The organism is Actinomyces succiniciruminis, assembly GCF_900002405.1.
Classification (GTDB): Bacteria; Actinomycetota; Actinomycetes; order Actinomycetales; family Actinomycetaceae; genus Actinomyces; species Actinomyces succiniciruminis.
This window is the reverse complement of record NZ_LK995469.1, coordinates 11,748-35,025: the sequence shown is the minus strand read 5'-3', so window position 1 is coordinate 35,025 and position 23,278 is coordinate 11,748. Positions and strand designations below refer to the sequence as shown.

At 70.3% G+C, this 23,278-nt stretch carries 22 protein-coding genes; 15 read left to right on the top strand and 7 right to left on the bottom strand.

Going from position 1 to position 23,278, the window contains the following annotated elements; all coding sequences use genetic code 11:
• Position 1: 1 nt before the first annotated feature.
• The 6 genes from ilvN to BN1056_RS01455 all read left to right on the top strand — a co-directional run bounded on the left by ilvN (position 2) and on the right by BN1056_RS01455 (position 6,861).
• Positions 2-514: an acetolactate synthase small subunit gene (gene ilvN / locus BN1056_RS01480; protein WP_073327221.1), complete on the top strand. Its 513-nt coding sequence runs from the start codon at positions 2-4 to the stop codon at positions 512-514.
• Between the two features lie 9 nt (positions 515-523).
• The gene (ilvC, locus tag BN1056_RS01475; RefSeq protein ID WP_210578492.1) at positions 524-1,555 is read left to right on the top strand and encodes a ketol-acid reductoisomerase; all 1,032 of its coding nucleotides are present in this window, start codon (positions 524-526) and stop codon (positions 1,553-1,555) included.
• Between the two features lie 258 nt (positions 1,556-1,813).
• Positions 1,814-3,175 (top strand): AAA family ATPase, encoded by a 1,362-nt coding sequence (locus tag BN1056_RS01470; protein ID WP_210578491.1) that lies wholly within the window; start codon positions 1,814-1,816, stop codon positions 3,173-3,175.
• Positions 3,176-3,258: 83 nt separating this feature from the next.
• Complete coding sequence (locus BN1056_RS01465; RefSeq protein ID WP_210578490.1) at positions 3,259-4,323, top strand: 3-isopropylmalate dehydrogenase; 1,065 nt, start codon at positions 3,259-3,261, stop codon at positions 4,321-4,323.
• 167 nt (positions 4,324-4,490) lie between these two features.
• On the top strand, positions 4,491-5,657 hold the full coding sequence (locus BN1056_RS01460) for a branched-chain amino acid aminotransferase (RefSeq protein WP_210578489.1): 1,167 nt from the start codon (positions 4,491-4,493) through the stop codon (positions 5,655-5,657).
• 76 nt (positions 5,658-5,733) lie between these two features.
• Positions 5,734-6,861 carry an LCP family protein gene (locus BN1056_RS01455; protein WP_210578488.1) on the top strand — a complete coding sequence of 376 codons (1,128 nt, stop codon included), beginning with the start codon at positions 5,734-5,736 and terminating at the stop codon, positions 6,859-6,861.
• Positions 6,862-7,102: 241 nt separating this feature from the next.
• On the opposite strand, the gene BN1056_RS01450 is transcribed toward BN1056_RS01455, so the two are convergent.
• From BN1056_RS01450 to BN1056_RS01440, 3 genes are all read right to left on the bottom strand, one after another.
• A complete protein-coding gene (locus tag BN1056_RS01450) occupies positions 7,103-7,795 on the bottom strand; it encodes a VTT domain-containing protein (RefSeq protein ID WP_244671450.1) in 693 nt (230 codons plus the stop codon).
• A gap of 176 nt (positions 7,796-7,971) precedes the next feature.
• The gene (locus BN1056_RS01445) at positions 7,972-8,577 is read right to left on the bottom strand and encodes a GtrA family protein (RefSeq protein WP_210578487.1); all 606 of its coding nucleotides are present in this window, start codon (positions 8,575-8,577) and stop codon (positions 7,972-7,974) included.
• Positions 8,578-8,636: 59 nt separating this feature from the next.
• Positions 8,637-9,836: a hypothetical protein gene (locus BN1056_RS01440; protein ID WP_244671448.1), complete on the bottom strand. Its 1,200-nt coding sequence runs from the start codon at positions 9,834-9,836 to the stop codon at positions 8,637-8,639.
• A 209-nt stretch (positions 9,837-10,045) separates the two neighbouring features.
• Here BN1056_RS01440 and BN1056_RS01435 point away from each other — a divergent pair, with 209 nt between their 5' ends.
• From BN1056_RS01435 to galE, 3 genes are all read left to right on the top strand, one after another.
• The gene (locus BN1056_RS01435) at positions 10,046-11,299 is read left to right on the top strand and encodes a 5-(carboxyamino)imidazole ribonucleotide synthase (RefSeq protein WP_210578485.1); all 1,254 of its coding nucleotides are present in this window, start codon (positions 10,046-10,048) and stop codon (positions 11,297-11,299) included.
• A 193-nt stretch (positions 11,300-11,492) separates the two neighbouring features.
• On the top strand, positions 11,493-11,984 hold the full coding sequence (purE, locus tag BN1056_RS01430) for a 5-(carboxyamino)imidazole ribonucleotide mutase (RefSeq protein WP_073327790.1): 492 nt from the start codon (positions 11,493-11,495) through the stop codon (positions 11,982-11,984).
• A gap of 76 nt (positions 11,985-12,060) precedes the next feature.
• Positions 12,061-13,062, top strand: a complete 1,002-nt coding sequence (galE, locus tag BN1056_RS01425; RefSeq protein ID WP_210578483.1) for a UDP-glucose 4-epimerase GalE — start codon at positions 12,061-12,063, stop codon at positions 13,060-13,062.
• A 118-nt stretch (positions 13,063-13,180) separates the two neighbouring features.
• Here galE and BN1056_RS01420 read toward each other — a convergent pair whose 3' ends face one another.
• Together BN1056_RS01420 and BN1056_RS01415 are read right to left on the bottom strand one after the other, a co-directional pair.
• Positions 13,181-14,227, bottom strand: coding sequence for an LCP family protein (locus tag BN1056_RS01420; protein WP_244671445.1), 1,047 nt, complete (start codon positions 14,225-14,227; stop codon positions 13,181-13,183).
• Positions 14,228-14,699: 472 nt separating this feature from the next.
• Positions 14,700-15,980 carry an LCP family protein gene (locus BN1056_RS01415; RefSeq protein ID WP_210578479.1) on the bottom strand — a complete coding sequence of 427 codons (1,281 nt, stop codon included), beginning with the start codon at positions 15,978-15,980 and terminating at the stop codon, positions 14,700-14,702.
• A 157-nt stretch (positions 15,981-16,137) separates the two neighbouring features.
• Between BN1056_RS01415 and BN1056_RS01410 the strand changes: the two genes are divergently transcribed.
• Positions 16,138-17,028 (top strand): glycosyltransferase family 2 protein, encoded by an 891-nt coding sequence (locus tag BN1056_RS01410; RefSeq protein ID WP_244671444.1) that lies wholly within the window; start codon positions 16,138-16,140, stop codon positions 17,026-17,028.
• A 112-nt stretch (positions 17,029-17,140) separates the two neighbouring features.
• Positions 17,141-17,629, top strand: a complete 489-nt coding sequence (locus BN1056_RS01405) for a helix-turn-helix domain-containing protein (RefSeq protein ID WP_210578476.1) — start codon at positions 17,141-17,143, stop codon at positions 17,627-17,629.
• A gap of 317 nt (positions 17,630-17,946) precedes the next feature.
• On the opposite strand, the gene BN1056_RS01400 is transcribed toward BN1056_RS01405, so the two are convergent.
• Positions 17,947-18,300 (bottom strand): DUF2304 domain-containing protein, encoded by a 354-nt coding sequence (locus tag BN1056_RS01400; protein ID WP_210578474.1) that lies wholly within the window; start codon positions 18,298-18,300, stop codon positions 17,947-17,949.
• A 21-nt stretch (positions 18,301-18,321) separates the two neighbouring features.
• Positions 18,322-19,038: a glycosyltransferase family 2 protein gene (locus BN1056_RS01395; RefSeq protein WP_210578472.1), complete on the bottom strand. Its 717-nt coding sequence runs from the start codon at positions 19,036-19,038 to the stop codon at positions 18,322-18,324.
• A gap of 111 nt (positions 19,039-19,149) precedes the next feature.
• On the opposite strand from BN1056_RS01395, the gene BN1056_RS01390 reads away from it, so the two are divergent.
• From BN1056_RS01390 to BN1056_RS01375, 4 genes are read left to right on the top strand one after another with little or no spacing between them, the layout of a single operon-like run.
• Positions 19,150-19,851 carry an acyltransferase gene (locus BN1056_RS01390; RefSeq protein WP_210578470.1) on the top strand — a complete coding sequence of 234 codons (702 nt, stop codon included), beginning with the start codon at positions 19,150-19,152 and terminating at the stop codon, positions 19,849-19,851.
• Complete coding sequence (locus BN1056_RS01385) at positions 19,851-20,981, top strand: DegT/DnrJ/EryC1/StrS family aminotransferase (protein WP_210578469.1); 1,131 nt, start codon at positions 19,851-19,853, stop codon at positions 20,979-20,981. The genes BN1056_RS01390 and BN1056_RS01385 overlap by 1 nt, the downstream gene beginning before the upstream one ends.
• A gap of 1 nt (position 20,982) precedes the next feature.
• A complete protein-coding gene (locus tag BN1056_RS01380) occupies positions 20,983-21,990 on the top strand; it encodes a Gfo/Idh/MocA family protein (protein ID WP_210578467.1) in 1,008 nt (335 codons plus the stop codon).
• Positions 21,987-23,243, top strand: a complete 1,257-nt coding sequence (locus BN1056_RS01375) for a glycosyltransferase family 4 protein (RefSeq protein ID WP_244671443.1) — start codon at positions 21,987-21,989, stop codon at positions 23,241-23,243. The genes BN1056_RS01380 and BN1056_RS01375 overlap by 4 nt, the downstream gene beginning before the upstream one ends.
• Positions 23,244-23,278: the final 35 nt, after the last annotated feature.

Sequence of the window (23,278 nt, the reverse complement as noted above, 5' to 3'; positions counted from 1 at the left end):
CATGAGCGAGAAGCACACGCTTTCGGTTCTGGTGGAGAACAAGCCCGGCGTGCTCACGCGCGTGTCCGCGCTGTTCACCCGCCGCGGCTTCAACATCCATTCCCTGGCGGTCGGCCCCACCGAGCACGAGGACATCTCGCGCATCACGGTGATCGCCGACGCCGAGGGCCCGGCCATGGAGCAGGTGACCAAGCAGCTGAACAAGCTGGTCAACGTCATCAAGATCGTCGAGCTGGATCCGGACACCTCGGTGGGCCGCGAGCTGTACCTCATTAAGGTGCGTGCCGATGACTCCAACCGGACCGCCGTACTCCAGATCGTCGACCTGTTCCGGGCGCACGTCGTGGACGTGTCCCCGACCTCGGTCGTCATCGAGTCCGTAGGCTCGGAGTCCAAGGTCAAGGCCCTTCTGGACGCCCTGGCCCCCCATGGGGTCAAGGAGATCGTCCAATCCGGTGCGGTCGCGATTTCGCGCGGTCCCCGTTCCATCACCGATCAACTCAAGGAGAAGTGAGAACTCACCATGGCAGCTGAGAAGTTCTACGACGACGACGCCGACCTGTCGGTCATCCAGTCCAAGAAGGTGGCCGTCATCGGTTACGGCTCGCAGGGCCACGCCCACGCGCTGAACCTGCGCGACTCCGGCGTGGAGGTCGTCGTCGGCCTGCGCGAGGGGTCCAGCTCCGTCGCCAAGGCGCAGGAGGCCGGGCTGACCGTCAAGCCGATCGCCGAGGCCGTGGCCTGGGCCGACGTCACCGTCGTGCTGGCGCCCGACCAGGTGCAGGCCGAGTTGTACAAGCGGGAGATCGAGCCGAACCTCAAGTCCGGCTCCGCCCTGCTGTTCTCCCACGGCTTCAACATCCACTTCGGCTACATCACCCCCGCCGAGGACATCGACGTGGTGATGGTCGCCCCCAAGGGGCCCGGCCACACCGTGCGCCGTGAGTTCGAGGCCGGCCGGGGTGTGCCCGTACTGGTCTGCGTGGAGCAGGACGCCTCCGGCCAGGCCTGGCCGCTGGTGCTCTCCTACGCCAAGGCGATCGGCGGCACCCGCGCCGGCGCCATCAAGACCACCTTCCGTGAGGAGACCGAGACCGACCTGTTCGGTGAGCAGACCGTCCTGTGCGGTGGCGTCTCCAAGCTGATCGAGTACGGCTTCGAGACGCTGGTCGAGGCCGGCTACCAGCCCGAGATGGCCTACTTCGAGGTCTGCCACGAGCTCAAGCTCATCGTCGACCTGATCAACGAGGGTGGCATCTCCAAGCAGCGCTGGTCCTGCTCCGACACCGCCGAGTACGGCGACTACGTCTCCGGCCCGCGTGTGATCACCCCCGACGTCAAGGAGCACATGAAGGAGGTCCTCGCGGACATCCAGGACGGCTCCTTCGCCAAGCGCTTCATGGATGACCAGGCGGCCGGCGCTCCAGAGTTCAAGCGGCTGCGCGCCGAGGGCGAGGCCCACCCGATCGAGGCCGTTGGCCGCGAGGTGCGCTCCATGTTCGCCTGGCGCGCCGATCGCGACAAGGACTACACCGAGGGCTCGGCCGCGCGCTGAGCCATCGGCAGGCCGCATCCTTCCGGAAGAGAATGGGTGGGCGTAATGCTCAACCATTTGTAACGGACTTTGCGGTGTTAATACATCCCAGTGGGGGTGGCGGACTTCGGCCCGCCGCCCCCGCGTTTTCTCCGGATTTAATCGTTACAGGATGCGGCCAATGTCGCGTTTTGAGCACGCTGACGCGTTCTCACATATTGGTACTTACCTGAGGATAAACTGAGAGGTGTATTGACGGGAGGCGAGGGGGGCAGAAGCGTGCTTACTCGTTTCGAGGTAACGGGATTCAAGAACCTCGTCGACGTGAGGGTGGACTTCGGGCCATTCACCTGCATCGCCGGCCCCAACGCGGTGGGGAAATCCAACCTGCTCAATGCCATCGAGTTCCTGTCCCTGCTCAGTGGTAACTCATTTCACGACGCCTGCCTCCAGGTGCGCCCGACCGCTCAGCGGCATCTCGACGTCGCCTCCCTGCTCTCCGCCGGCGTGCTGGACGGCACCGCCAACTTGGGGTTCGCCGCGGAGATGATCCTGCCACCGCGGGCGGAGGATGAGTTCGGGCAGACTGTGGCGCCGTCGTGCGGTTATGTGCGCTACGAGGTGGAGATCGCCGCGCAGCAGGATCCGACTGTCCCGGGCGGCCTGCGCCTGCGGCTGGCGCGGGAGCAGCTGCACGCACTGGACGATGCCGCCGGCGGCCTGCGCTTCCCAGAGGCGGATGCGTGTCGGCGGTTGATTGCCCGCGGACGCTCCGAGTCGGAGGGTCGTTTCCTCGACTATCAGATTTCTCACGGTCAAGGCGCGGTAATTGTTCACCGGGAAGCCAGTGGCAGACCCCGGCGGGTGCTCGCCGATGGCGCCCAGCGCACCGTGCTTTCCGCCGTCGCCAGTGCCGAATACCCGACCATTCTGGCGGCGCGCACAGAAATGTCGTCGTGGAGATTCTTGGCCCTGGAGCCCAGCGCCATGCGTGCCCCCGATGATTTAATGGAACGGCGCACCATTTCCGCTTCCGGGGCGCATGTGCCGGCGGCGCTTTACCGACAGAACCTGGCCGCCGGGCGTGACGGCGTGGTGCTGCACCGCGTGTGCGACGCCGTCGCCCCATTGGTCGACGTGCGCAGCCTCACGATCGCGGAGGACCCGGTGCGTCAGGCCCTGGAGCTGCGGGCCCAGGTCGGGGACGCCCCGGAGCTGCCGGCGCGGGCGCTGTCGGACGGGACGCTGCGCCTGCTCACGCTGGCTGCGATCGGGGTGGCGGAGGACTACTCGGGGATGCTGTGCCTGGAGGAGCCCGAGAATGGGATCCACCCGGCCAAGCTCCCGGAGCTGTACCGGCTGCTGCACGGCCTGTCGACACCCGCCGCGCAGCACCTGCGACAGGTCGTCGTCAACACGCACTCGCCCAACTTGTTCCAGTGCGCCGAGGACGCCGAAGTGCTGTGCGCCGTCGGGCGCAAGACGCGCAGTGGGGACGGCACACGCGGCGAGGCGGTGGACTTCCACCCGCTGGCCGGTACCTGGCGTGCCCAGGGCTGGCAGGGCGGCCAGGGCATGCGTCCGGTTCCCCGCAGCACCGTACAGGCATATCTGGGCGGCCCCGCAGCGGCCGCGGACTGAGTCGGTGCGGGGGTGCGGCCCCGGCTGCGCCGGTATCTGAGATGCCCGCCCGGGGCGACGGCCGATCCGCCTAGGGTCGCCGCATGACGCAGACCATCAAGCTTGCAGTGATTCCCGGCGACGGCATCGGCAAGGAGGTGGTGCCCGAGGGCCTGAAGGTGCTCCGGGCCGTCCTGGAAGACGGCGGCGTCACCCTGGAGACCACCGACTTCGACCTGGGCGCCGAGCGCTGGCACCGCACCGGCGAGACCATCACGGACGCCGAGCTGGAGGACATCAAGACCCACGACGCCATCCTGCTGGGCGCCGTCGGCGACCCGTCGGTCCCCTCCGGCGTGCTCGAACGCGGCCTGCTGCTGCGCCTGCGCTTCGCCCTGGACCACTATGTCAACCTGCGCCCCTCCAAGTACTACCCTGGCGTTGCCACGCCCCTGGCCGACCCCGGGGACATCGACTTCGTGGTGGTGCGCGAGGGCACCGAGGGCCTATACTGCGGCAACGGCGGCACCGTGCGCACCGGCACCCCGCAGGAGATCGCCACCGAGGTCAGCGTCAACACCGCCTACGGGGTCGAACGCGTGGTCCGCTACGCCTTCGAGACCGCCCAGGCCCGCCCCGCCCACCACCTCACCCTGGTGCACAAGCACAATGTGCTCGTAAACGCCGGCCACCTGTGGCGCCGCGTGGTCGAGGAGGTCGGCGCCGAGTACCCGGAGGTGAAGGTGGACTACTCCCACGTTGACGCCGCCACCATCTACCTGGTCACCGACCCGGGCCGCTTCGACGTGATCGTCACCGACAACCTCTTCGGCGACATCCTCACCGACGAGGCCGGCGCCGTCACCGGTGGCATCGGCCTGTCGGCCTCGGGCAACCTCAACCCGGTCGGCGAGTTCCCCTCCATGTTCGAGCCGGTGCACGGCTCCGCCCCGGACATCGCCGGCCAGGGCAAGGCCGACCCGGTGGCCACCATCTCCGCCGTCGCCATGATGCTCAGCCACCTGGGTCTGAACACCGCCGCCGCCCGCGTCCAGGCCGCCGTCGACGCCGACATGGCGGCCCGGGCCGCGGCCGAGGCTGCCGGCGCTCCGCTGGTGCGCACCACCAGCGAGATCGGGGACGCCATCACTGCCGCCGTGCGCGGCTGACACAGGCGCGCACGCCGGCCCGGACGCGGGTCATGGGCGGGCCCAGGCGGGCGACGCCGTCGGCCTGCTCGCCGGGGCATGCGCGCCCGGGCGAGGCCGACGGCGCGGGTGGAGTCAGTATGTGAGAGACGCCCGTCCGCTGCGTGGAGCGGCGGTACAGTGCCGGTATGTCTGCCCCAGCCGTCGCATCCACACCCGATTCACTAGACACGCCCCTGGCCCGCGCCGCCGCCGTCCCGGTCCCTCCCGCCGACGCGCTCGCCGGGCGCTTCCCCCTGTCCGCCAATCCGCACCCGGCCACCGACGCCGAGCGCGCCCAGGCGCTGACGGACCTGCACTTCGGCCGGGTGTTCACCGACCACATGGCTCACGCCCGCTGGACGCGCGCGGGCGGCTGGGGCGACTACGGCATCGTCCCCTTCGGCGACCTAACGCTGTCGCCCGCCGCCGCCGTCCTGCACTACGCGCAGGAGATCTTTGAGGGCATCAAGGCCTATCGGCACGACGACGGCTCGATCTGGACCTTCCGGCCCCGTTACAACGCCGCCCGGCTCAACCTGTCCGCCCGGCGCATGGCCATCCCCGAACTGCCGGAGGACGACTTCATCGCCTCCCTGGTGGACCTGGTGCGCACCGACGCCGACTGGGTGCCCTCCGGTGAGGGGGAGTCCCTGTACCTGCGCCCCTTCGCCTTCGCATCCGAGGCCTTCCTGGGCGTGCACTCCGCCAGCACCATCGACTACTACGTGATCGCCTCCCCGTCGGGCGCCTACTTCACCCACGGCCTGCAGCCCATCTCCATCTGGGTGGCCCAGGACTACCACCGGGCCGGCCGCGGCGGCACCGGCTTCGCCAAGACCGGCGGCAACTACGCCTCGTCCCTGCTGCCGCAGGAGGAGGCCGACGCCCGGGGCTGCGACCAGGTGTGCTTCCTCGACGACGTCACCGAGAAGAACCTCGAGGAGCTCGGCGGCATGAACGTGATGGTGGTGGACTCCGACGGCACCGTGCGCACCCCGCGGCTGACCGGCACCATCCTGGAGGGCAACACGCGCAGCGCCATCATTCGCCTGCTGCAGGACTCCGGCCGGCGCGTCGTGGAGGAGACCATTCCACTGGAGCGCCTGCTGGAGGACATCTCCTCCGGCAAGGTCCGCGAGGTGTTCGCCTGCGGTACCGCCGCCGTCGTCGTGCCGCTGGGGCGGCTGAAGGGTGAGGGCTTCGACGTGTCCATTGAGGGCAGCGAGGTCACCCACGAGATCTACGAGCGTCTCACCGGCATCCAGTACGGGCGTTTGGAGGACCCCTACAACTGGATGTACCGCCTGGCGTGACGTCGCAACCTGCTTGTGATCGGAACCCCGCGCCGGCGCGGCTTCTCGCGTCGGCGCGGTGTGGTCAGATTGAGCCATGAGCGATGACGAGCAGCGCGCGGGCGATGGCGCCCCCGGCAACTTCAACGACGACGTGCTGGGCGGCGTCGGCCAGCCTGAAACCGCGCGTGGGCGGCAGCGCAAGCAACGCAGCGGGAGGCGCTGGCGCATAGCGCTGGTGTCCGTGCTCGCCGTCGTGCTGGTGATTGTGGCCGGCACGGCGGTCGGCGGGCTGTGGCTGCGCAACCACCTGTCGGGCAATATCGAGACCATCGGCGACCCCTTCGCCGCAATCGACTCGGCCGACCGCGCCCCCGAGCAGGACGCCGAGGATCCGGCCACGAACATCCTCGTACTCGGCTCCGACTCGCGCATCAGCGCCGGTGACCCCAACCAGTGGGAGGCCGGCGCGCAGCGCACCGACGCGATCATGCTGGTGCAGATCAGTGGCGACCGCGAGGACGTCTCCGTCATGTCCCTCCCGCGCGACTCCTGGGTGGACATCCCCGGCTACGGGCAGAACAAGATCAACGCCGCCTTCTCCTACGGCGGGCCGAGCCTGACGATCCAGACCGTCGAGCAGCTCACGGGCGTGCGCATCGACCACTTCGTGGTGGCGGACTTCGAATCCTTCAGCAAGATCACTGACGCGATCGGCGGGGTCACCATCAACCTCAAGAACGACCAGACACTCGCCGGCACCGACTTCAACGCCGGCGCACAGTTGCTCAACGGCGAGCAGGCCCTCGCCTACGCGCGCGAGCGCAAGAGTCTGCCGGGCGGCGACTTCGACCGGGTCAACCGCCAGCAGGCCTGGATGCGGGCGATGGTCGGGGCCGTGCTGAATAACGGCATCCTGACCAGCCCGACGAAGCTGTACTCCTTCCTCACCACCGTCGCCGAGACCCTGGCGGTTGACGACGACTTCACCATCGGGGAGATGCAGTCCCTGGCGACCGCTCTGCGCGGCATCCACTCCACGGACATCAACTTCATGACCGTGCCGACGACCGGCACCGGCACCAGCGCCGACGGGCAGTCGATCGTCCTGCTGGACGCCGAGGCGGACGCGCCGCTGTTCGAGGCCTTCCAGAACGACGCCGTGGAGGACTACCTGGAGGACAACCCCGACGCCATCGAGTTGCTGCCCGCGACCGTGAACTGACGGCCCGCGGGGCAGTCTGCGCTCGGCCGCTGGGCGTCGTCTCGTACACGAGTTCCCCGCAAAGACACGAGTTTTGGAGGTTTGCGGGCGCAGGGTACGTGCAAAGCTCTAAAACTCGTGTTCCTGACGCGAACTCGTGTTCCCGGCGCAGGGGCACCGGTGGCTGGGCGAGGTTGACGGTTCGCCTGTTCCGGTGGCGGTTCGTCAACGCAAGGGGTGCTACCCCGCTCCCGTCTGCGGCCTACTCGGCGACCTCGACCTCGACGACGGCGGGCTGCTCGGAGGCGGCCTTGGAGGAGCCCAGCTTGCTGCGCACGGCGCTGATCAGCATCGGCAGCACCGACACGAACACGATGGCCAGGATCATCACGTCGATGTTCTTCTGGATCCAGGTGATGGACCCCAGGAAGTATCCGAGCCAGGTGATCGCGAAGGCCCAGAAGGTGGCGCCGAGCATGTTGAAGCCGAGGAAGTGGGTGTAGCGCATCCGGCCGACGCCGGCCATCACCGGGGTGAAGGTGCGCACGATCGGCACGAACTGGGCCAGCGTGATCGCCTTACCGCCGTGCTTCTCGAAGAAGGCGGAGGTGCGCTCGACGTACTCCTGCTTGAACAGGCGCGAGTCCTCCCGGTTGAAGATCGCCGGGCCCGCCTTGCGTCCGATGAGGTAGCCGGTCTGGTTGCCGACGATCGCGGCGACCCACAGCAGGGGTGCGGCCACCCAGATGGGCACGCCGACGGCACCGGTGGCCACGAACATTCCCAGCGTGAACAGCAGTGAGTCGCCGGGCAGGAAGAAGCCGACCAGCAGCCCGGTCTCGGCGAAGATGACTAGCATGACGCCCACGATCGCCCAGGGGCCGAACCACTCGACGATCTTGGTGATGATGTTGGCGGCGTCGAGCCACTCCGGGCCTAGCGCGGGTGCGGGCATGGCGGGCAGGGCCGACAGCGCCCCGGAGGACAATGCGGTTACCGGGATCAGTGCAGTCACGTTTACAGGGTAGGAATAAACCCTGAATGCCCGCCGAGACGGGCATCGCATCTGGCCTGTGGAATTGGGCACGCCGGTGTGAGCCGCGCGGCTTGCGACCCCGACGGGTGGTCGACTCAGCGGTCGCGGGAGGCGGCGTCGCCGGTGAACACCACGTAGTGGTAGAAGAGGAAGCGGAAGGCGGTACCCAGGGCGAAGCCCACGATGTAGGCGGCGATGTTGTCCGCCAGGGGGCCGCTCAGGCCCAGGATGTGGTGGGTGAACAGCAGGCAGAACTGGGTGATCAGGATCCCGCCGGCGTTGGCGAAGGCGAACAGGAACGCCTCCCGGGCGGTGTTCTCCTGGGTGCGACCGCGGTAGGTCCAGGAGCGGTTGGCCACCCAGGAGAAACAGGTGGCCACGCAGGCGGAGATCACGTTGGCGGTGTTCGGGTGCCCGGCGAGCACGCCCAGCGGACCGTGCTGGAACAGGTTGAACAGGCCGGAGTCGATGACGAAGGCGAGTGCGCCGACCAGGCCGAACTGGGTCAGCTCCTGCAGCCAGGCCAGCAGTCGTGCGCCCAGGGCCGTGGGGGGCTCGGCAGTTGCGGCCGCGGCGTCGCCGGAGAATGCCGCGGGGTTATCGGGTGCGGTGCTCGCGGCCTTGACGCGAGGGGGTACCGGGTCGGCAGCGGTGGTTCTGGCCAACGCCTCGGGTCTCGCTTTCGTCACGGACACGATCATAGGAGCGTGCGATGTGCGCGCGCTGAGAACGTGTTCGGCGTCACCCATGGGGTGACGTGCTACGGCACCCAGGTGATGGCGCCGAAGCCGTCCCACACCCAACTGACCCAGAACACCTGTCCCACCATCCCGAGGGCGAGCAGAGTCGCCCGCACGCGCGGCGTCGTCCGGGCGGCCAGCGCCCACCCGGCCGGAGCGAGCGGCAGCAGCAGGCGCAGCACCGACGTGGTCGGGTCGAAGAAGACCAGCAGGTACAGGCAGTAGCCCACGCACCACAGCCACGCCGGCCTGCCCAGCCGCCGCAGCGATGGCGCCGACAACGCCAGGGCGCCGACCATCACGAACCCGGCCAGCAGCAGCGGACCCAGATGGTCGCCCACCCACCAGCCACTGCGCGTCAGCCAGGGCAGCAGGGGCGTCAGCTCGCCGCCCCGCCAGGACGTCTCCGTGGCCGTGTAGGCATCGGCGCGGCCGGTGACCGCCCAGGCGAGCAGCGGCCAGGCCAGGGCGCTCGCGGCGGCAACACCGGTCAGGCCCAGCAGTCCCCGGCGCGCGCTGGGGCCCAGCGGCGCGTCCCCGGCTCCACTGAGCTCCAGGGCACCCCCGGCCGACGGCGTCGTGGTAGACCGCCGCGCACACGCCGTCTCCCACAGCCACCACAGTCCCAACGCCGCCGTCAGCGGCACCCCGAGCGGCCGCGCGAAGGCCGCCGCGACCACGGCCGGCGCCGCCGCCAGGAAACGACCCCGCTCGGCCAGGAGCAGTGCCAGCGCCACCGCCAGCAGGCCGAGCGACTCCGCGTACGGCAGTTGCAGCACCACGGCGCAGGGAGAACCCCACACCAGCGCCACCGCCCACAGGGAGGCGGCCGTCCCCACGCGGGGCGCCAGCCAGCGGTCCATGACCTGCGCCGCCAGCGCCGACGCCACCAGCGACACGACGGTGGCGCAGGCGTAGAAGGACCAGCCCGTCCAGGCCAGGGCCCGGGCCAGCAGGGGCAGCAGGGGCATGAAGGCCCACGCGTTCTGCTGCACGGTGCCGTTCGCGTCGGTCGGCAGCTGCGTCGGATAGCCCTCGCGCACGATGCGCTCGTACCAGCCGGAGTCCCAGAAGGAGGCGTGCTGCATCCACGACGGGCTCGCCGGGGCCCATACGGTGGGCCCGGTGTCCTGCGCGCCCAGCCGCAGGATCAGCAGTGAGAGTGCGCTCGTTGCCGCCCACACCACCAGCACTGCCGCCCAGTGCGGCAGTGAAGCCAGGGAAGGCCGGGAGGTTGGGGAAGACTCCGGGGCCGGTCGGGCGCCGGGTGCGCCGCCGGCGGGGGCGCCGTTGTCGACGCGCGTGGGGAAGGCGGCCGACGCCGGTGGTTCGTCGCCGACGCGCGCGGGTGAGTTGGGCTTGGGGGAGTCCGGGGGCGTGGAATCAGGCACGGCGCCAGCGTACGGGGCACCGGCGCTAGGCTGACGCCGTGAGCGCACCCATTCTCGCCGTGATCGGCGGCGGTCAGTTGGCCCGCATGATGCAGGAGGAGGCCTCCGCCCTCGGCATCCACCTGCGCACGCTCGTGGAGACGCCGGACGGCTCGGCCGCCCAGGTGACCGTCGACGCCCCGGTGGGCCGGGCCGACGACGCCGACGCCGTCCGCGCCCTGGTGACCGGCGCCGCCGCGCTCACCTTCGAGCACGAGCACCAGGACTCGGCCCTGCTGTCCCAGTTGCAGGCGGAGGGCGTGCCGGTACGCCCCGCCCCCGAGGCGCTGCTGCTGGCGCGCGACAAGCTCGCCATGCGCCGCGCCGTCGACGCCGCCGGACTACCGCAGCCGGCCTGGGCGGAGATCGCCGGGAACGCGCAGGAGATGCGCGCCCAGATACGTGCCTTCGCCGCCGACCACGGCTGGCCGGTGGTGCTCAAGACCCCGCGCGGCGGCTACGACGGGCATGGCGTGCTCATGGTCGACTCCGCCACCGCCCTCGACGACGGCGAGGCCGCCACCTGGCTGGAGGCCACCGCGGCCGCCCGCGCCGGGCATGCCACCAACGGCACGGGCGGGGGCGGCTCCCTGGGCGGCGGTGCCGTCACCAGCCTGCTGGTGGAGGAGGCCGTCCCCTTCACCCGCGAACTGGCGGTGCTGCTCGCCCGCCGCCCCTCCGGGCAGATCGCGGTCTGGCCGGTGATTGAGTCCGTGCAGTCCGACGGCATTTGTGTGGAGACGGTGGCGCCGGCCCCCGGGCTCGACCCGGCCGCCGCCCGCCAGGCCGAGCACATTGGTCGCACCATCGCCGAGCGGGCCGACGTCACCGGCGTGCTGGCCGTGGAACTGTTCGCCGTCGAGGCCCCGGAGGGCACTCGCCTGTACATCAACGAGTTGGCCATGCGCCCGCACAACTCCGGGCACTGGACCCAGGACGGGGCCCTCACCAGCCAGTTCGCCCAGCACCTGCGCGCCGTCCTCGACCTCCCCCTGGGGGCGACGACGCCGACCGCCCCCACCACCGTCATGGTCAACTACCTGGGCGGGGACAGCCTCCCGCCCGCCGACGCCCTGGCCCGCGCCCTGGAGTGCGAGCCCCGGGCGCACATCCACCTGTACGGCAAGCAGTGGCGCCCCGGCCGCAAGCTCGGACACGTCAACCTGACCGCCTCGGCCACCGACCCGGCGGGGATCGACGCCGTACGCGAGCGTGCCCGTGCCGTCGTCGCGATCCTGCGCGGCGAGGCCTGAGCGGGCCGCCGAGGCCCGCCCGGCGCCGGTTGGGCATAGGCTTGCTGAGCATGCTCGTGCCTTGGCGGCGCTGTTCCGATGCCGCGCCGCGGTCGGTGCGGGTGATGCGCGGCAAACGGCAGATTCGGTGAATTCAGCGTAGGAGCGCCCCGTGAGCAACCAGCAGGACCAGCAGCCAGTCGTTGGCATCGTCATGGGGTCGGATTCCGACTGGCCCACCATGCGGGCCGCCGCCGACGCCCTCGACGCCCTCGGCGTCCCCTACGAGGCCGACGTGGTCTCCGCCCATCGCATGCCCGACGAGATGCTCGCCTACGGGCGCGAGGCCGCCGGGCGCGGGCTGCGCGTGATCATCGCCGGTGCGGGCGGTGCCGCCCACCTGCCGGGGATGCTCGCCGCCGTCACCGAACTGCCCGTGATCGGCGTGCCCGTGCCACTGAAGTACCTGGACGGAATGGACTCACTGCTGTCGATAGTGCAGATGCCCGCCGGGGTGCCGGTTGCCACCGTGTCCATCGGTGGCGCCCGCAACGCGGGCCTGCTCGCCGCCCGCATTCTGGGCGCGGGACAGGGACCCGAGGCCGAGCGGCTGCGTGCGGCCATGCGAGCCTTCCAGGCGGAGCTGGCCGAGACCGCGCACGCCAAGGGGGAGGCGCTGCGCCGGGAAGTCGCCGCCCGCTCCTGACTCGACGGCGGGGCCGGCCCGCCGAACCGGACTTTAGATACACGCGGGGTCACGGCGCGCCCGGTACGATTTGCCCATGAGCATCCTCGTCGCAGGAGGTGCCGGCTACATCGGCGCCCATGTTGTTCGTCTGCTGTTGGAACGTGGGGATGAGGTCGTCGTCGTAGACGACCTGTCCTACGGAACCCCCGGGCGCGTGGAGGGCGCCGAGCTGGTCGAGCTCGACGTCGCCGCCGGCAACGCCACCGAGGTCCTGACCGACCTGATGGAGCGTAAGAACGTCACGGCGGTCATCCACTTCGCCGCCCGCAAGCAGGTGGGGGAGTCCGTGGCCCGCCCCGCCTGGTACTACCAGCAGAACGTGGGCGGTCTGGCCAACATGCTGGCCGCCATGGAGCAGGCCCGTGTGGAGCAGATGATCTTCTCCTCCTCCGCCGCGGTCTACGGCATGCCGCCGGTGGAGGTCGTGCCCGAGGACATCGACTGCCACCCGATCAACCCCTATGGGGAGACCAAGCTGATCGGCGAGTGGATGATGGCCGACTGCGAGCGCGCCTGGGGGCTGCGCTGGGCGGGACTGCGCTACTTCAACGTCGCCGGCGCCGGCTGGGACGACCTGGGCGACATGGCGACCCTCAACCTCATCCCCATGGTGCTGGATCGCCTGGCCCGTGGCGAGTCCCCGAAGATCTTCGGCACCGACTACCCCACCCCGGACGGCACCTGCATCCGCGACTACATCCACGTGCGCGACCTGGCCAGCGCCCACATCGCCGCGCTGGACCGCCTGGCCGGCAACGAGGAGATGGACCAGCACGTCTTCAACGTGGGCACCGGGAAGGGCGCGTCGGTTCGTGAGGTGGTCTCCAAGGTGATCGACGCCGTCGCCGCCGCCACCGGCCAGCGGGTGGAGCCGGAGGAGCTGGGCCGCCGTGCCGGCGACCCGCCGCAGCTGATCGGCGACGCCACCCGCATCCGCGAGGTGCTCGGCTGGGAGGCCGAGCACGATCTGGACGACATCGTCTCCTCGTCCTTCTCCGCCTGGCAGGCCGACCCCGACCGGCCCCACTTCGGCTGAGTCCCCCCGCCTGGCATTCGCCCCGCGCGGTTCCCCATTCGGGGAGCGCGCGGGGCGATCGTGTCGGCCTGGGAGCTGACGGTTCGACGCAGCCCCGATTGGTGGGGGCGCCAGGCGCTCAGGACTGGTTGAAATCAGCGGTCATCAGCGTGCCCTCGCGCAGCTTGCCGAAGAAGTCAGGGGCAGTGGTGTCCTCCAGCAGGACGGCGGCGCCGATTCCTCCCGGCTCGTAGTCCAGGCTGGCGATCGGCGGTGCCCCGGTCAGGCCGGCGTTGGAGGCGGAGCGGAAGGCCAGCAGCATTTGTCCCAGGTCGACCATGGAGGCGTCCTGATCGACCACCAGCGCCTGTGTGCCGGCGTCCACCAGCGTGTCCTGCTGCGAGAAGCTCGTCAGTGTGGAGGTGGAGACCGCCTTGGACACCACTGCGGAGATGACCGCGCGCTGCCGCAGGCCGCGCCCGATGTCACCGGTCGGGTCGGACTTGCGCATACGGGAGTAGGCCAGCGCCTTCTCCCCGTCGACGTCCTGACACTCGCCCTGGGAAGTGTCCCAAACCAGGCCGGAGTCGGCGTCGTTGACGTCGTAGTCCAGGCAGACGTTGATGCCGCCGACGGCGTCCACCATGGAGGACACTCCGCCCATGCCGACCTCGACGTAGTGGTCAACGGTCAGTCCGGTCAGTTGTTCGACGGTGGCTACCAGCAGCGTGGGGCCGCCGTAGGAGTAGGCGGCGTTGATCTTGTTGCCGCCGTAACCGGGAATCTCCACAAAGGTGTCGCGGGGCAGCGAGGTCAGTGAGGCCTGTCCTCCGGGCGCCTTGTGCAGCAGCATGATCGAGTCGGAGCGGGCGCCCTCGGTGTTGTCGACCACGGCGCCGTCGGCACGCGAGTCGGAGCCGACGATCAGCCAGGTCTCCCCGGGGGTGTCGTCCGCGCCGGACAGCGCTTCGACGCGTTGCAGCTTGGAGTTCACGTCGTGGACCAGCCAGGCCACGCGCGCACCGACCAGTGCCAGCAGGATCACCAGTACCGCGGCGACCCACCGCAGCGGGTGGCGTCGCTTCTTGCGGGTGGGGGGCGACGGCGGTTCGGGCTGGGTGTGATCGTTCAGTGGTGACGCGGGTGCCAGCGGGCCTGGGCGTGCCGCGGCGGGTGGGCGGGGCACATTGCGACTGCGTGCCGAGGGGGCGGCACCGGCTGGCAGCACCCGGGTGCCCTCGGGGGCACGTGCCGAGCGGGAGCTTGTAGAACTCAGCGGTACCGCCGACGAACCGGCCCGCGCCCGACTCCTGGGGGTGCTACTGCGTCTGGTTTCACTCGCCCGGGCGGGGGTGCCGCCCGACGACGACGTGGAGGCCCGTCGCGGGAGTGGACGGCGGGGGGCGGCGCCGCTGTGAGCGGCGGCATCGCCGTCGGCACTGGGCCTGTTGGACTGCGGCTCGAAACTGGCGGGCGTCGTGGCCGGGCGGCGGGCCTGCTGGCCGGAGGGCCGGGCCGGACGGCCAGGGTTGCTGGTCCGGCGGCTGGGCTTGCCGTTTCCGGGGGTGAATGACGGGGGAAGATCGCCGTCGTCGGTGGAACTCACCGGTACCTGGCCTCCTGTCCCTTGGGCTCGGTTGCGGTGTCGTGGGCCTGTTTCAGTAGCACTGGGCGGCGGGGTCCTCCGGGGTGGCGTCGGCGGTGGGGATCGTCTTGTTCGCGGCGGTGCCGGACTGGTCGGAACCGGAGCTTGGCTGCGTCGCCTGGTCCTCCTGCGCCGCGTCGGTGGAGGTGGCGTCGGACGAGGAGTCCGTGGGCTCCTGGGCAGCCGTATCCAGGGCCTCGGAGATGGGGGTATCGGCCTTCATGGCCGCCCATACGGCGTCGGCCTCGTCCGTGGGCAGTGCGCGGTTGCCGTCCCAAGGAGCCTGCTCGTTGGGCATGGTGATGAAGGTCATCTGATCCATGTCGATATTGCCAGCCGACATGGCCAGTCCCGCCAGCGTCGTCAGGGAGCTGATGCCGGGGGAGGCGGTGAGGGAGCCCAGCGCGGCGCGGGCGAAGCTGTACAGGGCGTCGGCGTTGGTGAAGTAGTTCTTGGACTTGGCGGTCCGCAGCATCGCCGACACCAGGTTCTGCTGGCGGGGGATGCGCTGGAGGTCCGAGCCGTCGCCCACGCCATGGCGCACGCGCGCGTACTGCAGGGCGGTGGCGCCGTCCAGGTGCTGGCAGCCGCTTTCCAGGACCAGCTTGGTGTATTCGGTGTCGTTGATGTCCTCGTCCACATACAGGTTGACGCCGCCGAGCGCGTCGACCGTGGTGATCAGGCCGTTGAAGTCCACGACCAGGTACTCGTCGATGTACAGGCCCGTCAGCTCTTCGACGGTGGCGAGGGTGCAGGCCACCCCGGCGGCGACGGCGTCATCATCGGCGCTGGCGCCGGCACCGTTGGCGAAGGCGGTGTTGAACGTGGTGTAGGACATTGCCTCGGTGGTGCCGCCGTCGGCCGTCTTGCAGGCGGGGATGTCCACCAGTAGATCGCGCGGGATGGAGACGAGCTCGATGCGGGAACGGTCTGCAGGGAGGTGGAGGATCATGGCGGTGTCCGAGCGGGCCACCGCCACCTCCTCGCTGCCCTCGGAGCCGTCGACGTTATTGGCCCCCGCGCGTGAGTCGGTTCCCAGAATGAGGATGTTGACAGCCTGGCCCTCATAGCTGTCCGCCACCTGCCGCGTGTCGCGGTTGTCGTCCAGCAGATCGTTGATGTCGATGGTGTTCACCTGCGACTGGAGGTCGTGGTAGGCGATGCCGACGCCGGAGACCACGAACAGCACCACGGCGAACCCGGCTAGCAGGAACCGGCGCGCGGTGCGTCGCGTCAGGTCCTTGGCGGAATGCCTCGCGTGTGGTTTGGGCTTGGCGTGGGAGGGCACGGCCATGATCATAAGGAACCCGTCTGTGAGAAGCTGTGATTCCGCGCTCTTCGCGCGGAGGAATCTCAGACGATTGTCGTCATTTCTTGGTCATTCCACCCTAAGGCATGCGCCCGCTCGCGGGTGCGCACACGCGGGCGGATGCGCGTGTAGTCTCCCACGCGTGACTGACGCAACGCCTACCTCGCCCCGCGCCTCGGCCGGGCCGCCGCCGGAGACGATTCGCGTGGTCACGGTCGCCTACAACCCGGGCGAGGAGCTTGAGCGCTTCCTTGAAACCCTGCGCGCCGCCACCAGGTGGACCCCGAACGTGGTCATTGCCGACAACGGCACCGAGCACGAGCGCGTCAACCGTGCCGCCGAGCGCTTCGGGGCGCGCGTGGTCGGTGACGGCACCAATCGCGGATACGGGGCGGGAGCCAACCTCGCGGCCCGCGATCTGACCGAGGACTGGCTGGTGGTCGCCAACCCGGACATCCAGTGGCGCCCGGGCAGCCTGGACGCGCTGATCGAGGCGGGACACGCCGAACCTCGGGCCGGCTGCCTGGGGCCGCGGCTGCTGAACCCGGACGGGAGCGTCTACCCGTCCGGTCGAGCCCTGCCGTCCCTGGTGGGCGGGGCAGGCCACGCCATCCTGGGGAAGGTGTGGCCGGGGAACCCCTTCTCGTCCGCCTACCACGGTACGAATGAGGACGCCACGCACGCCGTCGGCTGGCTGTCCGGGGCCTGCCTGCTGCTGCCCGCCGCCGCCTGGAAACGGCTGGGCGGGTTCGACGAGGACTACTTCATGTTCTTCGAAGACGTCGACCTGGGCGCGCGCGTGGGGAGGGCCGGCTGGCTCAACCTGCAGGTGCCGGACGCCGTCGTCGTACACGCGCAGGGCGCCAGCTGGAAGAGCCGGCCCGAGCGCATGATCCGCGCTCACCACGCCTCCGCGCGCCGCTACATCAACGCCAGTCACCCGGCCGTCTGGCAGGCGCCCGTGCGCTGGGCGGTGTCCGCGGGGTTGAAGGCCCGCGAGGAGATCGCCGTGCGCGCCGCCCGCCGCGGCTGAGACTGCCTCTTGGCTTCCGCAGGTGGAATCGGTACACTTGTTCTAGAGCGTTCAAAACGCTCAAAGCGTTCAAAACGCTCACGCTGCTCTTGGCGTACTGATTGGAGGTCTCATGACATCTGTTGTCGAGAGCAAGACTTACCTTCCGGACGAGGAAGTTGCGGGACGGTTCGCGGACCTCGTGGCGGTGCTTACCGCGCCCGGAGTCACCCTCCGGCTGATCGTTGATGGGAAAACAATCGAGCTCAGTGCAGAGATGGCGGACGTCTTAGCGCACGTCGCTGACGCGATGCGGCAGGGGATGGCGGTCACCGTCGCTCCGCAGAACCTGCGAATGACGACGCAGGAGGCTGCCGACATGCTCGGCATTTCCCGCTCGACCCTGGTGCGGATGCTTGATGCCGGCGAAATCCCATTCGAGAAGGTGCGTCGCCACCGGCGCCTCTATCTGGTTGACGTGCTCGAGTTTCAGCGTCGGCAGCGTAGGAAGGCCCGTGAGGCGTTGTCGGACATGGTTGCAGACGCGCAGGCCATGGGCGCCTACGACGAAGACCCCGCCGAGGTCCAGGAGGCCCTCAAGGCGGTGCGCGCGGGAGACTGACTTGCCAGGCACGGCGTACGCGCCAACCTGTGTCGGACGTACGGTTTCGGCTCTCACGTACGCATTCGGCTCTCACCCGCGCGTTTCGGAGTTTTCCCCGCGCCGGGACGTCTGTTATGTCTCAGGACATCGGTGATAGTTCTGCCTCAGGACATCACACCGCGCCGGGACGTCGCAAATCTCCAAAACTCGTACGTGTGAGGAAAAGTCGTACGTGAGGCGTGGGACTGCGGCCCGCTGCCCTGCCGTCAGCACGGTCTGAGGACACCGAACCTCGCGAGGAGGATGATGGCGGACGCCGTCACGTGCGGCACGTCTTAGGGCAGTGAGGGCGGCGGCGGGGCGGCGTCGAGTGCGACGCGCCGGGCCAGCCGGGTGATCTGCCGTTCGCGGGCGGCGTTGCGCCGGAACGAGGACAGGATCTGGAACAGGAAGGCCACGACCAGCGCATACAGCAGCAGGTCGGTGCCGCGGCCGACCCCCACCAGGTGCGCCAACCGGGTCAGCAGTGACGGCGCCACGATCGCGGCAATCGCGAAGATGACGAAGGCCAGGGTCAATAGCCGGCGGCCCGCCTGGTGACGCGCTCCGCCCGGCGAGCGCAGCATCATCCACCCCATGGCGGCGACCGCGGCGATGAGGACGACCTGGATGATGATCTGCGAGCTCATGACATCAAGTATGGGGGCGGGTTACGAGAACAGCAGGTCAACGAGGATGTTGATCGAGTTCCACAACGACTGCCCCTTGCCCTTGGAGTAGTCGGTGTAGACGATGTGCACCGGGAACTCCCGCCACGGCAGTCCGGTGGCGCCAAGCTGGCGCACGATCTCGGAGGCGTGGGCCATCCGGTTCTGGCGCAGGTCGAGCCGGGCGGCGGCGTCGCGGCGGATCACCCGCAGGCCGTTGTGCGCGTCGGTCAGGTGCATGCCGGTGGTGTGTGAGGCCGCCACCGCGGCGGTCTTCAGCACGAGTCGTTTGAGCCAGCCGACGGGGGAGGGGCCCTGGAGGAACCGCGACCCCAGCACGAACGCCAGGCCCTCCTGGCGGGCCGCCTGCACCATGGCGGCGGCGTCGGCCACCGAGTGTTGGCCGTCGGCGTCGAAGGTCACCACGTAGCGGGCGTCGGTACGCTCCAGCACATAGGTGATGCCGGTCTGCAGCGCCGCTCCCTGACCCAGGTTGAGCGGGTGCCGGACGACGACGGCGCCGCCCGCCGCGGCCTGTGCTGCCGAGTCATCCTTCGAGCCGTCGTCGACGGCGACGACCAGCGGGAAGACGCGCCGCGCCTCCTCAATGACGCCGCGCACCACCGGGGCCTCGTTGAACAGGGGAATCACCAGCCAGGCGTCGGTTATCGGGCCAACCGGTACGGGTGGCGGCGACTGCTGGCCATCGGTGGACGTCACCGCCGCATTCTCGCACACGATTGTCCTAAGATGGCCGCGCAGTGCCGCCCGGTTGAGGTCGGTGCTCCGACGTACGCCCAGTGCCCAGCTACAGGCCAGTGAGGAGCCGCCATGAGTCCGGCCAGTCCCGCCCGGATCGCCCCATCCGCCGACGTCTCACCCGACGCGACCATCGGGGAGGGCTCATCCATCTGGCATCTGGCCCAGGTTCGCGAGCACGCGGTGCTCGGTGAGGGCTGCATCGTGGGCCGCGGCGCCTACATCGGCGAGGGCGTGCGCATGGGGCGCAATTGCAAGGTGCAGAACTACGCCCTGATCTACGAGCCCGCCCGCCTGGCGGACGGCGTGTTCGTCGGCCCCGCCGTCACCTTCACCAACGATCACTTCCCCCGCGCCGTCAACCCCGACGGCTCCCTGAAGTCGGCCTCTGACTGGGAACCGGTCGGCGTAACCGTGGAGGAGGGCGCCTCCATCGGGGCGCGCGCCGTGTGCGTCGCCCCCGTGCGCATCGGCGCATGGGCCACCGTCGCCGCCGGCGCCGTCGTCACCAAGGACGTGCCCGCACATGCGCTGGTGGCCGGGGTTCCCGCCCGCCGCATCGGCTGGGTGGGCCGCGCCGGCGAGCCGCTTGTACCCGTCGAAGACGACGCGGCGAACGCCCCCACGGGCAATGACGCCGCCCCCGCCGACGTCGCCGGCGAGCCGGCCCCCGCAGGCATGCGCCGGTGGCGCTGCCCCGCAACCGGCGCCCTGTACGAAGAAACACTTGCCGCCAACAGCTCCGAAAACACGATCCGGGAGGTCACCCACTGATGTCACGCGAGTTCATTCCCGCCGCCAAGCCGATCATCGGGGACGAGGAGCGCGCCGCCGTCGACGCCGTCCTGGCCTCAGGCATGGTCGTCCAGGGACCGCAGGTCGCCGCCTTCGAGGAGGAGTTCTCCACCCAGGTGGTCGCCGGCGCCCACTGCGTCGCCGTCAACTCCGGCACCTCCGCCCAGCACCTGGCCACCTTGGCCAGCAACCTCAAGGCCGAGGGCGGCGCCCCGGAGGTGATCGTCCCCTCCTTCACCTTCGCGGCCACCGGCAACTCCGTGGCCATCACCGGTGCCAAGCCCGTCTTCGCCGACATCGACCCGGTCACCTTCACCCTGGACCCGGTCTCGGTGGAGGCCGCTATCACTGACAATACGGTCGCCATCGAGGTGGTGCACCTGTACGGCCTGCCGGCGAGCATGGACGCCATCATGGAGCTCGCCGCCCGCCACCACCTGGCGGTCTTCGAGGACTGCGCTCAGGCGCACGGCGCCGCCATCAACGGCAAGCCCGTGGGCACCTTCGGGGCATGGGGCTCCTTCTCCTTCTACCCGACCAAGAACATGACCACCCTGGAGGGCGGCATCGTCTCCACCTCCGACGCAGAACTGGCGCGCCGCGTGCGCCTGCTGCGCAACCAGGGCATGGAGAAGCAGTACGCCAACGAACTGGTGGGCCTGAACAACCGCATGACGGACGTGGCCGCCGCCGTCGGCCGGGTGCAGCTGAAGAAGCTGGACGGCTGGACCGAGGCGCGCCGTGCCAATGCCGCCGCCCTGGACGCCGGACTCGCCGACGTCCCCGGCGTGATCACACCGCATGTTCCCGACGGCTACCGGCACGTCTACCACCAGTACACGATCCGCCTGGAGGGGGCCACCGCCGCCGAGCGCGACGCCGCCCAGAGCACCCTGCGCGAGGAGTGGCAGGTCGGCTCCGGCGTCTACTACCCGATCCCCAACCACCGCCTGGACTCCCTGGCCCCCTACGCACCCGACCTCGAACTGCCGAACACCGAACTGGTCGCCCGCGAGTGCCTGTCCCTGCCGGTCCACCCCTCCCTGTCGCAGGCCGACCTGGATCGCATCGTGCAGGCCGTGGACGCCGTCGTGAAGGCGGGTGCCTGAGATGAGCGAGAACGCCACCACCGCCGCTCCGCTGCGCCTGGGCCTGATCGGCCTGGGCTCCATGGGCCGCCACCACGCCCGGGTCATCCGCGCCACCGAGGGCGTGGCTCTGGTGGCCGTGGCCGACCCGGGCGGCGACCGCTTCGGCGTCGCCGGGGACCTGGAAGTGCTGCCGGATGTGCACGCCCTCATCGACGCCGGCCTGGATGCCGCCATGGTCGCCGTCCCCACCGTCTACCACGAGGAGGTCGCCCTGGCCCTCGCCGAGGCGGGCGTGCCCACCATGGTGGAGAAGCCCATCGCCCACTCCGTCGAGGCCGGCGAGCGGGTACGCGACGCCTTCGCATCCCGCGGCCTGGTGGGTGCCGTCGGCTATGTGGAGCGCTGCAACCCGGCCCTGCGGGCGCTGCGGGAGCGGCTCGACGCCGGCGAGCTGGGCCAGGTCTATCAGGTCCTCACCCGCCGCCAGGGCCCCTTCCCGGCGCGCATCAGCGACGTGGGCGTGGTCAAGGACCTGGCCACCCACGACGTCGACCTGACCGCCTGGGTGGCGGGCTCGCCATACGTGTCCATCAGCGCCCAGGTGGCCCACCGCTCCGGCCGGGAGAACGAGGATATGGTGGTCGCCTCCGGACGGCTGGCCAGCGGCGTGATCGTCTCCCACGTAGTCAACTGGCTGACCCCCTTCAAGGAGCGCGTCACCATCGTCACCGGGGAGAAGGGCGCCTTCGTGGCGGATACGCTTACCGGCGACCTGACCTTCTACGCCAACGGCACCGTCACCTCCTACTGGGACCAGGTCGCCAACTTCCGCGGTGTCACCGAGGGCGACGTCATCCGCTACGCCATCCCCAAGCGTGAGCCGCTGGCCCTGGAGCAGGAGCGCTTCCGTGACGCCGTGCGCGGCGTGGGCGGTGAGCACGTCACCATGGCCGAGGGCGTCAACACGCTGCGCGTGGTCGAGGCGGTGCTCACCTCCGCTGCCGAGGGCCGCACCGTGCAGCTGTGAACCGCCGTCTGCTCGCCCTGGCCGCGGCGGGAACGGGGGCGGCGGTGCTTGCGACCGCCGCCCTGCGCGCCCGCCCGCGCGGGGGAGAGCCCCGGGTGGTGCTGGCGACCCGCCTGTACGCCCCCGAGCCTGCGGCCGCCGCGCTGCGGCTGCGCGGACTGGCCCGCGCCCTGGCCGACGCCGGCGCACAGGTGACCGTGCTGACCTCCACCCCGCCGGGCATGGCTGCGCCCGCCGACCCCGGGGTCACCGTCAGCTCCGCCCCGGCCCTGCGTGACGAGGGCGGCTACATCCGCGGCTACGCCCAGTACCTCAGCTTCGACATCCCGCTCGCGGCACGGCTGCTGGCCGGGCCGGCGCCGGACCTGATCGTCGCCGAGCCGCCGCCCACCACCGGGGCGGTGGTGGGCGTGGCCGCCGCCCTGCGCGGCGCCCCCTACGCCTACTACGCCGCCGACGTCTGGTCCGATGCGGCCGCCTCCACCGGTGCCCCCGGCTGGGTGGTCGGCGCCCTGCGGGGCGTGGAGGGCCTGGTGCTGCGCGGCGCCCGCACCGTGCTGGCCGTCAACGACGGCGTGGCCGAGCGGGTACGGGAACTGGGCGCCCGCGCGGTGACCGTGGTGCCCAACGGCATCGACACCGACGTGTTCACGCCCGCTGGGCCGCGCGCCGCCGACGCACCAGCGGCGCCGTACTTCCTGTACGCCGGCACCGCCTCGGAGTGGCAGGGGGCGGGCGTATTCATCGAGGCCTTGCGCCTGGTGCACCGGGAGGAGCCCGAGGCCAGGCTGGTGTTCCTGGGGCAGGGCAGCGACTGGCAGGCGCTGAAGGACCTGGCGGGCGGGGACGCGCGCGTGGTCTTCCGCGACCTGGTGCCGGCCGCGCAGGCCGCCACCTGGCAGCGCGGGGCGGTGGCCTCGGTGGTGTCCATTCGCCCGGGGCTTGGCTACGACTTCGCCTACCCCACCAAGATCTTCGCCGCCCTGGCCTGCGGCACCCCGGTGGTCTACGCCGGACCCGGGCCGGCGCGCACGGACCTGCCCGCCAACGCCCTGGGCTGGGCGAGTGACTACGACGCCGAGCAGGTCGCCGCCGCCATGCTGGCCGCCCTGGAGGCGTCCCGGGCCGACGACGCGCAGCGGGCCCAAGCGGCGCAGCGCCGTCGGGAGTGGGTCATGCGGCACCGCTCCATGCAGGCCGCCCTGCGTGACGCCGCCGAGGTGTTGCTGGCCGAGGCGTCGGTGACGGACTGACACACGACTTTGTGCTCGTAGAGGTTGGTGGCGCT

Excerpts from the sequence above, each read along its gene's own strand:
- ilvC (WP_210578492.1), top strand. The coding sequence starts at position 524 with ATGGCAGCTGAGAAGTTCTACGACGACGACGCCGACCTGTCGGTCATC.
- BN1056_RS01415 (WP_210578479.1), bottom strand. The coding sequence starts at position 15,980 with ATGGCCGTGCCCTCCCACGCCAAGCCCAAACCACACGCGAGGCATTCC.
- BN1056_RS01455 (WP_210578488.1), top strand. The coding sequence starts at position 5,734 with ATGAGCGATGACGAGCAGCGCGCGGGCGATGGCGCCCCCGGCAACTTC.
- BN1056_RS01460 (WP_210578489.1), top strand. The coding sequence starts at position 4,491 with ATGTCTGCCCCAGCCGTCGCATCCACACCCGATTCACTAGACACGCCC.
- BN1056_RS01400 (WP_210578474.1), bottom strand. The coding sequence starts at position 18,300 with ATGAGCTCGCAGATCATCATCCAGGTCGTCCTCATCGCCGCGGTCGCC.
- BN1056_RS01445 (WP_210578487.1), bottom strand. The coding sequence starts at position 8,577 with ATGATCGTGTCCGTGACGAAAGCGAGACCCGAGGCGTTGGCCAGAACC.
- BN1056_RS01385 (WP_210578469.1), top strand. The coding sequence starts at position 19,851 with ATGTCACGCGAGTTCATTCCCGCCGCCAAGCCGATCATCGGGGACGAG.
- BN1056_RS01450 (WP_244671450.1), bottom strand. The coding sequence starts at position 7,795 with ATGCCCGCACCCGCGCTAGGCCCGGAGTGGCTCGACGCCGCCAACATC.
- galE (WP_210578483.1), top strand. The coding sequence starts at position 12,061 with ATGAGCATCCTCGTCGCAGGAGGTGCCGGCTACATCGGCGCCCATGTT.
- BN1056_RS01390 (WP_210578470.1), top strand. The coding sequence starts at position 19,150 with ATGAGTCCGGCCAGTCCCGCCCGGATCGCCCCATCCGCCGACGTCTCA.
- ilvN (WP_073327221.1), top strand. The coding sequence starts at position 2 with ATGAGCGAGAAGCACACGCTTTCGGTTCTGGTGGAGAACAAGCCCGGC.
- BN1056_RS01465 (WP_210578490.1), top strand. The coding sequence starts at position 3,259 with ATGACGCAGACCATCAAGCTTGCAGTGATTCCCGGCGACGGCATCGGC.
- BN1056_RS01380 (WP_210578467.1), top strand. The coding sequence starts at position 20,983 with ATGAGCGAGAACGCCACCACCGCCGCTCCGCTGCGCCTGGGCCTGATC.
- BN1056_RS01405 (WP_210578476.1), top strand. The coding sequence starts at position 17,141 with ATGACATCTGTTGTCGAGAGCAAGACTTACCTTCCGGACGAGGAAGTT.
- purE (WP_073327790.1), top strand. The coding sequence starts at position 11,493 with ATGGGGTCGGATTCCGACTGGCCCACCATGCGGGCCGCCGCCGACGCC.